This is a genomic window from Longimicrobium sp. (assembly GCF_035474595.1).
In the GTDB taxonomy this organism is placed as follows: Bacteria; Gemmatimonadota; Gemmatimonadetes; order Longimicrobiales; family Longimicrobiaceae; genus Longimicrobium.
The window spans coordinates 143631-155636 of sequence record NZ_DATIND010000044.1 but is presented as its reverse complement, the minus strand read 5'-3'; the positions used below and the strand labels follow the sequence as shown (position 1 = coordinate 155636).

General features: G+C 70.3%; 12 protein-coding genes. 10 read left to right on the top strand and 2 right to left on the bottom strand.

Annotated features, from left to right (window positions below; all coding sequences use genetic code 11):
* Positions 1–261: 261 nt before the first annotated feature.
* On the top strand, positions 262–1458 hold the full coding sequence (locus tag VLK66_RS07615) for a hypothetical protein (RefSeq protein WP_325308789.1): 1197 nt from the start codon (positions 262–264) through the stop codon (positions 1456–1458).
* An 83-nt stretch (positions 1459–1541) separates the two neighbouring features.
* Here the strand turns inward: VLK66_RS07615 and VLK66_RS07610 are convergent, their stop codons facing one another.
* Positions 1542–2426, bottom strand: coding sequence for a DNA-formamidopyrimidine glycosylase family protein (locus VLK66_RS07610; protein ID WP_325308788.1), 885 nt, complete (start codon positions 2424–2426; stop codon positions 1542–1544).
* A gap of 170 nt (positions 2427–2596) precedes the next feature.
* Here VLK66_RS07610 and VLK66_RS07605 point away from each other — a divergent pair, with 170 nt between their 5' ends.
* From VLK66_RS07605 to VLK66_RS07595, 3 genes are all read left to right on the top strand, one after another.
* On the top strand, positions 2597–3229 hold the full coding sequence (locus tag VLK66_RS07605) for an SDR family oxidoreductase (protein WP_325308787.1): 633 nt from the start codon (positions 2597–2599) through the stop codon (positions 3227–3229).
* Between the two features lie 185 nt (positions 3230–3414).
* Positions 3415–4182 (top strand): tetratricopeptide repeat protein, encoded by a 768-nt coding sequence (locus VLK66_RS07600; RefSeq protein WP_325308786.1) that lies wholly within the window; start codon positions 3415–3417, stop codon positions 4180–4182.
* A gap of 345 nt (positions 4183–4527) precedes the next feature.
* Positions 4528–5211 carry a redox-sensing transcriptional repressor Rex gene (locus VLK66_RS07595; RefSeq protein ID WP_325308785.1) on the top strand — a complete coding sequence of 228 codons (684 nt, stop codon included), beginning with the start codon at positions 4528–4530 and terminating at the stop codon, positions 5209–5211.
* Positions 5212–5359: 148 nt separating this feature from the next.
* Here the strand turns inward: VLK66_RS07595 and VLK66_RS07590 are convergent, their stop codons facing one another.
* Positions 5360–5644 carry a hypothetical protein gene (locus VLK66_RS07590; RefSeq protein WP_325308784.1) on the bottom strand — a complete coding sequence of 95 codons (285 nt, stop codon included), beginning with the start codon at positions 5642–5644 and terminating at the stop codon, positions 5360–5362.
* A gap of 198 nt (positions 5645–5842) precedes the next feature.
* Here VLK66_RS07590 and VLK66_RS07585 point away from each other — a divergent pair, with 198 nt between their 5' ends.
* From VLK66_RS07585 to VLK66_RS07560, 6 genes are all read left to right on the top strand, one after another.
* The gene (locus tag VLK66_RS07585; RefSeq protein WP_325308783.1) at positions 5843–7096 is read left to right on the top strand and encodes an arginine deiminase family protein; all 1254 of its coding nucleotides are present in this window, start codon (positions 5843–5845) and stop codon (positions 7094–7096) included.
* Positions 7093–8058, top strand: a complete 966-nt coding sequence (locus tag VLK66_RS07580; RefSeq protein ID WP_325308782.1) for a 3'-5' exonuclease — start codon at positions 7093–7095, stop codon at positions 8056–8058. Before VLK66_RS07585 ends, VLK66_RS07580 begins: the two co-directional genes overlap by 4 nt.
* The gene (locus tag VLK66_RS07575) at positions 8055–8954 is read left to right on the top strand and encodes an MBL fold metallo-hydrolase (RefSeq protein WP_325308781.1); all 900 of its coding nucleotides are present in this window, start codon (positions 8055–8057) and stop codon (positions 8952–8954) included. The genes VLK66_RS07580 and VLK66_RS07575 overlap by 4 nt, the downstream gene beginning before the upstream one ends.
* Positions 8955–9014: 60 nt before the next feature.
* On the top strand, positions 9015–10244 hold the full coding sequence (locus tag VLK66_RS07570; RefSeq protein ID WP_325308780.1) for an acetyl-CoA C-acetyltransferase: 1230 nt from the start codon (positions 9015–9017) through the stop codon (positions 10242–10244).
* 148 nt (positions 10245–10392) lie between these two features.
* Positions 10393–11304, top strand: coding sequence for a CPBP family intramembrane glutamic endopeptidase (locus VLK66_RS07565; RefSeq protein ID WP_325308779.1), 912 nt, complete (start codon positions 10393–10395; stop codon positions 11302–11304).
* Positions 11301–11672: a hypothetical protein gene (locus VLK66_RS07560; protein ID WP_325308778.1), complete on the top strand. Its 372-nt coding sequence runs from the start codon at positions 11301–11303 to the stop codon at positions 11670–11672. Before VLK66_RS07565 ends, VLK66_RS07560 begins: the two co-directional genes overlap by 4 nt.
* Positions 11673–12006 lie beyond the last annotated feature (334 nt).

The window sequence follows — 12006 nt, the reverse complement described above, 5'->3', positions numbered from 1 at the left end:
CGAGATTTCCCGCACCGGTGTAGCCGGCCGGGGCCAAAGCTGGGGTGCAGTCCCGAAGGGACTTTGTGCTGGTGTTGCCGCGACTTCAGTCGCCCTTGCAGGAGCCCTGTGCATCGGCCCCTGCAGGCCTCGCGGCGATCCGCGTCAGACGGGCGGCGGGGTGGACGTTCTGTTGACGCGCGCGGCCGGCGGGACAATGCTTTTCCGGCGGGCTCATCCCCGCATCGCCATCCGTCGCGATCCACCGATTCCGAGCCGCACATGAACCCGATCCGCACGATCATCCTCATCTCCACCCTGCTGGTGACGGCCGTGCCCGCCGCGGCGCAGGCGCGCTTCGAGCTGGTGGGGCGCGGGCCGGTGACGCACACCCGCTCCACCGCGCTGGCGGTGTTCCGCGGCGCCGACGGGCGCGACTACGCGTACACGGGCACCTTCGGCGCGTGCGCGGGGTGCGCGGCCGGGCGCATGTACGCGTGGGACGTGAGCGACCCCGCTCGCCCGCGCATCACCGACTCGGTGATGGTGGACGCGCAGCGGATCAACGGCGTGGCGGTGAACGCGGCCGGCACGCTGGCGGTGCTCACCCGCGACGGCGCGCAGAGCCGCCGCAACGGCATCGTGGTGCTGGACCTGGCCGATCCCGCGCACCCGAAGCCCGTCGCCGACTACTGGGAGACGCTCACCGGCGGCGTGCAGAACGTGTGGATCGACGGCACCTACGCCTACGTGGTGGACCACGGCACGTCGGAGATGGCGATCGTGGACCTCACCGATCCCCGCGACCCGCGCGAGGTGGGGCGATGGGGGGTGCCCGAGAGCCCCAACCGCTTCCTGCAGGACGTGATGGTGAAGGACGGCCTGGCCTACCTGAGCTACTGGGACGACGGCCTGGCCATCGTGGACGTGGGGAACGGGGTGAAGGAGGGAACGCCGCGCCGGCCGAAGCTGGTCTCGCTCTTCCGCTACCGCACGCAGTGGCACGGCGAGCGCTACGGCAACACGGCGTACGCCTTCCCCTACACCAGCCGCGCGGGAAAGCGCTACGTGTTCGTGGGCGACCAGATCCTGCCGCCCAACGCCGACCTGAACCGCCGCTTCGACACCGGCGGCTACGTGCACGTGCTGGACGTGTCGAACCCCGGCGTGCCGAAGGAGATCGCGAGCTACACGGTGCCGAACAGCGGCGTGCACTCGTTCTGGGTGCAGAACGACACGCTGTACGCGGCCGCGTGGAGCGGCGGCCTCCGCGCCGTGGACGTCTCCGGCGACCTGAACGGCGAGCTGCGCGGCCGCGAGCTGGCGGCGATCACCACCACCGACGAGCACGCCGCCGTGCGCGACTTTCCCTTCGCCTGGTCGGCGGTGCCGCACAACGGGCTGGTGTTCGCCACCGACTTCAACTCGGGGCTGTGGATCGCGCGCCTCGTCCCCGCCACGGGCACGGCCGGGCGGTAAAGCGGTAGGGAGATGATGGAGCTTCCAGCGATGGAAGTTCCAGCGGCGGAAGTTCCACGGGTGGAACTTCCGCCGCCGCCGTTTCACCCCAGCTCGTCGATGGACTTCGGCCAATCGCCCTTGAGCAGGCGCGAGAGGGAGCGGTCGGCGAGGAGGCGGCCGCCCGTCTGGCAGCGGGCGCAGTAGTGGGTCTCGTTCTCGGCGTAGACGATTCGCTGCACCGGCGCGCCGCAGACGGGGCACGGCTGGCCGTACTTCCCGTGCACCGCCATCTCCGGGTGGAACGCCCGCACCTTCTCGGGAAACCCGTCTCCCGCCTCGCGGCGCAGGCGCTCGGTCCACTCGGCCAGCGTGTCGCGGACGGCGGCGAAGAGGCGCGCGACCTCGCCGTCCGACAGGTTGGTGGTGAGCTGCACGGGCGACAGCTTGGCGCGGTGCAGGATCTCGTCGGAGTACGCGTTGCCGATGCCGCTGAAGACGTGTGGGTCGGTGAGCCTGCGCTTCAGCGTGTGGCGCCCGCCGCGCAGCGCGGCCGCGAACCCGGCTTCCGTGGCCGCCATCACGTCCATCCCGCCGGGGTCCAGCGCCGCCAGCGCGTCCGCACCCGCCAGCAGGTGGATGGAGGCGCGGCGCTTCGTTCCCGCCTCGGTCAGCACCAGCGTGCCGCGGGTGAAGTCGAACGCCGCCAGGCCGATCTTCCCCGGCACCTTCGCGCCCGCCGCCAGCCAGCGGAACCGCCCCGCCACCATCAGGTGGACCACGATGAAGCGCTCCTCCTCCAGCTCCATCGCGATTCGCTTCCCCACGCGCCGCAGGGCGACGACGCGCCGCCCCGCCATCTCCGCCGGCCGCGGCTGCACGGTGCGCAGCACGAACGGATTGGCCAGGCGGATGCCGAGGAGCGTATCGCCCACGATCCGCTTCTCCAGCGCTTCGATGTAGACGGTGACGTCCGGCAGCTCGGGCATGCGGCGCTCGCGTCGGGAAGATGAACAGGCTGCTGGACACACATCATACCGAATCCCCGCCCCCGCTGTCGAATCCGTATCCTCTTCGCCGGTCGATGTGAGATCGCGGCACACGGTTCGCGGAGGCACGCGCGCGAAACGACCAACGGCCGACGGCGGAGGAGGGGCGGATGAACCTGGTGGTCTTCGGGGCTTCGGGCGGCACGGGGCGCGAGCTGGTGAAGCAGGCGCTGGGGCACGCGCACACGGTCCGCGCGTTTGTGCGCAACCCCGACAAGCTGAAGGTGATCCACCACCGCCTGGAGGTGGTGCAGGGTGACGTCACCGACAGGAAGGCCGTCGCCGAGGCCATCCGCGGGCAGGACGCGGTGCTGAGCGCGCTGGGGGTGAACGACCGCAAGCCCAACACGGTGCTGTCGGACGGCGTGCGCAACATCCTGGCGTCGATGAAGAAGCAGAAGGTGCGGCGCCTGATCTTCGTCTCGTCGCTCGGCGTGGGCGACAGCAAGGGGCAGCTGGGGCCGCTCTACAACTGGATCCTCCTCCCGTCGCTGCTGAAGAACATCTTCGCCGACAAGGAGAAGGCGGAGGAGCTGATCCGCGAGGCCAGCCTGGACTGGACCATCGTGCGCCCGGGGAGTCTGAACAACGGCCGCCTGACCGCGAAGTACAGGACGGGCGCCGAGGCGGCGGCGAAGAAGAAGCTCCTCCCCAGGATCTCCCGCGCCGACGTCGCCGACTTCATGCTGCACGTGCTGGAGCGCAACGAGCAGATCGGCCAGACCCCCGCGATTCGGTACTGAGGCTGGAGCGCCGGCCCGTCCGGTTCGCGCGAGTCCGGCATCCTCCGGGGGAAAGGATCGTCGAGACACCGTGAAGGGCGATAGAAGAATGGCCCCGCGCCGGGAGTGTTGCGGCGCGGGGCGTTTGCCTTGATTTTATCCGATCCTCCGCCCCGCCAGCGCCCCACCCGCGACACTCTCGATCCATGTTCTTCTACCCGTTCTACGGCGTATCGCTGCTGGTCATCGCGGTGCAGGTGTTCTTCGCCGTGCACTGCATCCGCCGCGGCAACCCGGGGTGGCTGATCATCATCATCTTCTTCCCCTTCGTCGGCAGCCTGGTGTACCTGTTCGTGGAGTACCTGCCGGAGATGCGGGCGCGGAACACCATCGGCACCACCGCGCGGAGGGTGAAGGAGCGGCTGAACCCCGCCGCCGAGATCCAGCGGCTGGAAGACCAGGTGGCGGTCAGCAACAGCCACAACAACCGCATGGAGCTGGCGCGCGGCTACCTGCGCGCGGGCCGCGCCGACGACGCCATCGCCCTCTACCGCCAGTCGCTAGTGGGGATGTACGAGGACGACGTGCCGCTGCTCTTCGAATTGGCGGCGGCCTACCACGCCGTCGGCCGGCTGGACGAGGCGCGCGCCACCTTCGAGCAGCTGCGCGCCAACGCGTCGATGCTGAGCAACGACCACCTCCTGCTGAGCGCCCGCATCTACGACGACGCCGGCGACCTGGACGGCGCCGCGCGCGAGTACCGGGCGCTGCTCGCCCGCCCCGTGATCGGCGAGGAGGCGCGCTGCCGGTACGCGCTGGTCCTGAAGCAGCTGGGCCGCACCGCCGAGGCGCACGCGCTGTTCGACGAGATCGTGCGCCACGCCCGGCTCTCGCCCGGCCACTACCGCAAGGCCCAGAAGCCCTGGATCGACATCGCGAAGAAGGAGCTCGCCGGACAGGCGGCCGCGGGGTGACGGAAGGCGGCGCGCTCCGCCCCGGTCTTGCCCGGCGAATAAATTCGCGGCAACAAGGGCACAAAGTCCGCCTTCGCGGACTCTCACCCCCGGCATCCCGGTGCGGGGATGGCTCCCATGCGGCCGAACCATCCACACAGCGGTGCCGGCTGGCCCGCACGAGTACATGGGAGCAGTCCGCGAAGGCGGACTTTGTGCTGTTGTTGCCGCGAATTCATTCGCCGGGCAGAGGAGGGTGGGTAGAACTCCACCGACGGACCCCGCACCGGATCACCCGCATGCGTGACGCGCACGTTGACGAGCCCCGGGTGCGCGCATATCTTGTGAATAGTTTCACAAGCTTTTGTGCGGGCGGCGGTGTTTGCGCGGCGGCCCGCGCGTCGCAGTGCAATTCGGGGCATGAAGAAGATCTCCGAGTCGGCGGTGCGCCGGCTTTCGCTCTACCTTCGCTTTCTGCAGGAGGCCGAGGCCGCGGGGGCCGACACCATCTCCAGCGGCGAGCTGGCGCGCCGCGGCGGCACCACGTCGGCGCAGGTGCGCAAGGACCTGTCGCTGTTCGGGTCGTTCGGCAAGCGCGGGATGGGGTACTCGGTGCCCGAGCTGCTGCTCGAGATCCGGCAGATCCTGGGGCTCACGCGGCCGTGGAACGTGGCCGTGATCGGCGCCGGGCGCCTGGGCAGCGCGCTCAGCAGCTTCCGCGACTTCGAGGGGCGCGGCTTCCACATCAGCGCCGTGTTCGACAACGACCCCGCCAAGATCGGCCAGAGCTGGGGCGGCCTGACCGTGCAGCCCGACGAGGCGCTGGACGCCACGCTCCGCGAGCGCCGCGTGGAGATCGCCATCGTGGCCGTTCCCGCCGAGGCGGCGCAGGGCGTGGTGGACCGCGTGGTGGCCGCCGGCGTGAAGGCGGTGCTGAACTTCGCCCCCGTGCGGCTGCGCGTTCCCCGCGGCGTCACGCTGCGCAGCGTGGATCCCACGCTGGAGCTGGAAGGCCTCTCCTTCGCGCTGTCCAACGGGAAGGACGGATAGACCGCCTTCCAAGCCGGTGCGCAAAAGTTCTGTCGAGTTAAAAGTCCTGAGTCCTGAGTCCTAAGTCCTCAGTCTTAAGTCCTGAGTCCTTGACCCCACGGGAGATGTGGACGACGTCGCTTAGGACCTGGGACTCAGGACTGCTTACTTAGCTGCACCCCTTCGCCGCGCAGGCGGAGCGGTCCGCGGCCCACCAGACGGCGACCGCGACCTGCTTCCAGCCCGGCTGCGCGGCGTACCAGGCCTTGTCGCGGTCGCACTGGCTGCACGGCTTGTCCGCGGGGGGCGTGGTCCCGCCGGGAGGAACCGGATCGCTCTTGGGGATAGTGAACGAATACCAGACTCCCAGGGCGTACGATACGAGCGCCAGCACGACCACAATCACGACCAGGACGATGATCACGATGAGGATCACGTAGAGGACGTCTTCCATGGGTTCCTCCGGTGTGAAGATGGCGCCGCTACCGGTCCGATCGAAGTCTACGTTTTCCGCACCCCGCCTCCTATGATGTAGATCGCGCGAATCACGGGTCCCCGCCTTCCGCAGATCCGCACTCCCCGTCCTCCATTCGTCCCACGCGGCGGCTTCCGTGTTGCCGCCCCTCCGGCGCGCGGCTAAGTTTTTCGCCCTATGCCGAGCCCATCGACCACCCCCCACGTTCGCGTCACCTCCGAGATCGGGGCGCTCCGGACGGTCCTCTGCCACACGCCGGGGGCCGAGCTGCTGGCCGTCACGCCGTCGAACCGCGAGCAGTTCCTCTACGACGACATCATCGACCTGGAGCTGGCGCGCCGCGAGCACCAGCGCTTCCGCGCCATCCTCTCGCGCTTCTGCGAGGTGCTGGACGTGCGCGAGCTGCTGGCCGACATCGTGGACGAGCCGGAGGTCCGCCGCTTTCTCGTCAATCGCGTGATGGAGGTGGCCTCTTCGGAGCCGCTGGTGGGCGAGCTGGCGGAGATGCCGGGGCCGGAGCTCATCCGCCGCTTCGTGGAGGGGGTCGAGGCGCCGATGGGCCCCATCTCGAAGATGCTGCACAAGGTGAGCTGGGAGCTGCCGCCGCTTCCCAACCTGTTCTTCACCCGCGACGCCGCGATGGTGGTGAACGACGCGGTGATCATCGGCGCCATGCGGTACGCGGTGCGGTGGACCGAGGAACTGCTGATGAAGGCGCTCTTCCTGTATCACCCGCAGCTGAAGAACGGCGGCTTCATCTACGACGGCACCGAGGAGCACCGCAGCGACTACACCATCGAGGGCGGCGACGTGCTGATCCTGCGCCCCGACCTGGCGATGGTGGGCTTGTCGGAGCGCTCGAGCCCCGCGGCCATCGAGGGGCTGGTGGACGGCCTCCGCGGCACCGCGGGGATCGAGCACGTGCTGGTCGTCGTCCTCCCCGCCGAGAGCCCCGCGATCCACCTGGACATGATCATGACCATGGTGGACCGCGACCAGTGCGTGGTCTATCCCCCCTACTTCTTCGGCCCGGCGCGGCTTCCCGTGCTGTACTACAAGCCCGACGCGAAGGGGGTGAAGGCGTACGACGACGTGTTCACCGCGCTGAAGAAGGTGGACCTGCCGCTGGACCCCATCTGGTGCGGCGGCCGTCACCCCACGCGGCAGGAGCGCGAGCAGTGGTCCAGCGGGTGCAACTTCGTGGCGGTGCGCCCGGGCGTGGTGCTGGGCTACACGCGCAACGAGGCCACGATGCGGGAGATGGAAAGCGCGGGATACCGGCTGGTGGACGCCATCGAGTTCCTGACCGGCGAGGTGGAGATCGAGGACGGCGACCGCGCGGTGATCGCCTTCGAGGGAGCCGAGCTGGTGCGGGGCGGCGGGGGCGGCCGCTGCATGACGCTCCCCATCTGCCGGGACGACATCTGGTGAGCAGCCTGGCCTTTCCGCTCGACAACGTCCGCTTCGAGCAGGACGGGGTGCTGGTGCGCCGCGCCCTCGATCTCCTGCAGTCGCCCACGCCGACGGCGGAAGTCGCGGCGAAGGTGCTCGGCATCGTCCATGGCAACGGCGCCGCGGCGGCCGCGGTCTTTTCGCTTCTGGGCACCGATCCGCGCTTCGCCGTCTCGGCCGACGGCGTGTGGACGCTCGCCGCGCCGCGCGTCCCGTCCGTCTCCCCCGCCCCGCCGCCCGCCGCCCGCCCGCCCTGGTGGTCGCGGAAGACGGAGCCGTGGAACGGGGAGCAGCCGGAGCAGATCTCCTTTCCGCTGCGGACATTGCGGGACGAAGAGTGGGTCGTGGTCGACCTGGAGACGACCGGCGGGTCGCCAAAGCGCGGGCACCGGGTGACCGAGGTGGCGGCGGTGTGCGTGAGCGGCGGGCGGATCACCGAAACGTACTCGTCGCTGGTGAACCCGTGCCGCGCGATCCCGCGGATGATCACGGCGCTCACGGGGATCAGCGACACGATGGTGGCCGCCGCGCCGCACTTCCACGAGGTGGCGGCGCGCGTCTCCGAGACGATCGCCGGCCGCGTCTTCGTCGCGCACAACGCGGCGTTCGACTGGCGCTTCCTGTCGCACGAGATGCAGCAGGCCACGGGGACCACGCCCGCCGGCCGCCAGCTCTGCACGGTGCGGCTGGCGCGGAAGCTCCTTCCCGAGCTGCCGTCGCGGAAGCTGGACGCGCTCTCGTACTACTTCGGGGTGGAGATCGAGAACCGCCACCGCGCGCTGGACGACGCGGTGGCCACGGCGAAGATCCTGCTGCGGCTGATCGACATCCTGGAGGACCGCGGCGCCAGCGACTGGGACGCGCTGCAGGTGGTCCTGGGCAAGCGCGCGCAGCGGAAGAAGCGGACGAAATCGCCGAAGTCGATGGAGGCGGCGTGGTGACGGAGCGGACGCTGGCAACGGAGACGCTGGTGCGCACCCGCACCCTCGGGCGCGTGCGCATCCACGCGCTGGAGGCGGGGCTGCAGCGGCTGGACGGCGGCGCCATGTTCGGCGTGGTCCCCAAGCCGCTGTGGGAAAAGCGCATCCCCGCCGACGAGCGGAACCGCATCCCCCTCGCCCTGCGCTGCCTCCTCGTCGAGACACCGGACGCGCTGGTGCTGGTGGAGACCGGGCTGGGGAACAAGGAGAACGAGAAGTTCATCGACATCTACGGCGTCGAGAACGCGTCCTCCGAGGCCCGTTATCCCGACCGGCTGCAGGAGGCGATCGCCGCCGCGGGATTCTCGGTGGACGACATCTCCATCGTCATCGACACCCATCTCCACTTCGACCACGCGGGCGGCAACACCTTCCGCGACACGGACGGGCAGGTGCGGCTCTCGTTCCCCAACGCCACCTACCACGTGCAGCGCGGCGAGTGGGAGTGGGCGCACCGCGCAAACGAGCGCACCTCGGCCAGCTACCTGCCGCACAATTTCGACCCGGTGATGGAGGCCGGGCGGATGAAACTGGTGGAAGGGGATGTGGAGATCATCCCGGGCGTTTCGGTGTACCGGACGCCCGGACACTGCCCGCACCACCAGTCCGTCCTGATTTCGTCCGACGGAGAAGTCGGGTGCTTTCTGGCGGACGTGGTGCCCACGATGGCCCATCTTCCGCTCCCGTGGATCATGGGATACGACGTGGAGCCGCTGGTGACGCTGGAGAGCAAGCGCGCGCTGCTGAAGCGCGCGACCGACGAGCGGTGGCTGCTGGTGAGCACGCACGACCCGTTCACCCCGTGGGGATACGCGGTGGCGGACGGCAGGGGGACGAAGGTGGAGGAAGCCGCCTGAGACCGGGGCGGCACCGAAGGTGAGCTTGAGGCGCGGGACCAACACAACCGGAAGGCGGAGATGATCGATATCGCACGTGACCCGCGGACGACGCCCGTGATCGTGAGCGCGGTCCGCACCCCCATCGGCAAGTTCCTGGGCGGCCTGAGCACCCTGCAGGCGCCGGACCTGGGCGCCGTGGCCATCCGCGAGGCGGTGAGCCGCGCCGGCATCGCGGTCGAGGACGTGGCCGAGGTCATCATGGGCAACGTGGTGCAGGGCGGCGTGGGGCAGGCCCCCGCACGGCAGGCCGCCATCAAGGCCGGGCTGCCGGTGACCGTTTCGGCGCTCACCATCAACAAGGTGTGCGGCAGCGGGCTGAAGGCGGTGATGCTGGCGGCGCAGTCGGTGCGCGCGGGCGACAACCAAGTCCTCGTCGCCGGCGGGCAGGAGAGCATGTCGAACGCGCCGTACTACATCTACGGGATGCGCAACGGGGTGAAGTTCGGCGACCAGGAGCTGGTGGACGGGCTGATCCGCGACGGCCTGTGGTGCGCGTTCTGTGACGTGCACATGGGCGGGCACGCCGAGTACACGGCCAGGAAGGCGGGGATCACCCGGCAGATGCAGGACGAGTTCGCGGTGGCCTCGCACCGCAAGGCCGTCGAGGCGATCAAGGCCGGGAAGTTCAGGGAGGAGATCGTCCCCGTGGAGATCGCCGGCCGCAAGGGATCGGTGACGGTGGACACGGACGAGAACCCGCGCGAGGACACCACGGCGGAGAGCCTGGGCAAGCTGCGCCCCGCGTTCGCGAAGGACGCGCCGAAGGAGCTGACGGCCGATCAGCTGAGCGTGACCGCCGGCAACGCCAGCGCGCTGAACGACGGCGCGTCGGCCGTGGTGGTGGTGAGCGAGCAGTACGCGCGCGACCACAACCTCACGATCCTGGCCCGCGTCACCGGCTACTCGACCGGCGCGGTGGAACCGAAGGAGCTGTTCTTCGCGCCGATCCAGGCGGTGAGGAACCTGATGGCGAAGCAGGGGACCGAGATCGGCGACTACGACCTGATCGAGGCCAACGAGGCGTTCGCCGTGCAGGCGCTGGCCGACGGCGCGGGGCTGGGGTGGGACTGGGACCGCGTGAACGTGAACGGCGGCGCGGTGGCGCTGGGCCACCCCATCGGCGCCTCGGGCGCGCGCGTGCTGACCACGCTGCTGCACGCGATGAAGGACCGCGACGCGGAGACGGGCCTCGCCACGCTCTGCCTGGGCGGCGGCGACGCCGTGGCGCTCAGCGTCGAGCGCGTCTGACGCGAAGCATCCGCGCCGCCCGGTCCACCGACCGGGCGGCGCTCGCTTTTTAGCATCATCCATCATTGGCGTCTTGAGCATCGAGGCACCCGTTCTCCATCCCCCCGATCGAAACGCCGGCGGCGCCCCGTCACCGGGACGCTCGCCGGTGCAGCGCATCTTCTTCGGCCCGTACGGCGTGCGCGCCGGGTGGCGGATCGCGATGTGGTGCGGCGGCGTCTTCTTCCTCCTCACCCTGCTGGGCGCGGGGGTGATGGCGGCCGGCGTGCGCCCCAGCTTCGGCGCGCAGGTGGCGGTCGAGCTGGCCGCGGCGGTGCTGGCGGGATGGGGGATGCTGCGGCTGGTGGACCGGCGCCCGATCGGCGCGCTGGGCTTCGCGGCGGACCCGGAAGCCGCGCGCGACGCGGGGATCGGCTTCGCGCTCGGCGCGGCGGCGATCGGGCTCGCCGGGGGCGTCCTTGCGGTGGCGGGAACCGCGCGGTGGGTTGCCGACGGGGGGAGCACGACCGAATATGTCGCCGCTCTCGCACAGGGGCTGGTCTTCTTCGCCGTGGCCGCGGCCGCCGAAGAGGCGCTCTTCCGCGGATACGCGTTCCAGGCGCTGGTGCAGGGGATCGGCGCCTGGCCGGCGCTGCTGCTTTCCAGCGCGCTGTTCGCGCTGGGGCACGCGCGCAACCCGGCGGTCGACGCGGTGGCGCTGGCCAACATCTTCCTGGCGGGGGTGATGCTGGGCGCGGCGTATCTCCGCACGCGCTCGCTCTGGTTCTGCACCGCGCTGCACCTGGGGTGGAACTGGACCATGTCGGCGCTGCTGGACTTTCCGGTGAGCGGATTGACGCGCGACACGCCGCTGTACAACGAGGTTTCCATCGGCCCGCGCTGGCTCACCGGTGGCGACTTCGGGCCGGAGGCGGGGATCGCCGCGACGGTCGTGATCCTCGCGCTGGCGGCGCTCATCCTGCTCTGGCCCGGCCTGCGCGAGTCCGCCCGGATGCGCGCGCTGCGGCCGCTGGTGGACGACCGCCTCGGCACCGGCTCACTCGTGGAGGTGCCGGCGTGAAGCGCGCGCTGGTGTTCTGGGGGAGCGCGCCGCTGGCCGCGGCGGTGTTCGCGGCGCTGGTGCCGCTGCTCTTCCCCTTCCGCGCGCTGGGGATGGACCCGGCGGTGGACCGGCCGCGCGTCTGGCTGCTGGCGGTGTTCTGCGCCGGGGTGATGGTGCTGCTGTTCGGCGTAAGCGGGCTGCTGGGCGGGCGCTTCCTGGGGCTGCGCGACGTGCTGGAGCACCGCAGCGCCACCATCGCCATCGAGCGCGAGCGGCAGGCGCGCGACGGCTCGCGCGCCCGCGGCCGCAGGAACCCGGGCGCATGGACGGTCACGGCGGGCGCGAGCCTGATCGTGATCTACTTCGTCCTGCTGGCCGTGCTCTGAGCGCGGCTCAGGTGTCCCGCCAATGGAATGGGCGGACAACAACAGCACGGCAACCGCCAATGGAATTGGCGGGCAACAACAGCACGGCAACCGCCAATGGAATTGGCGGGCAACAACAGCACAAAGTCCCTGCGGGACTGCTGGGCCGCATCCTGCCGTTCCCTCCGGCCACGGTGTAGCCGCGGAGTGAGCTGTAGGTTGCAGGCCGCGCCGAAGCCCGTCCCTCCCCCAGGCAGTTTTGGGGGAGGGACAGGCGGCCCGGCGAAGCGACGGAAGTCGCGCCGGGCCAGCCAGGGAGAGGGCCCGCGAGGGAGAGGGCCCGCGCGGCATCTTG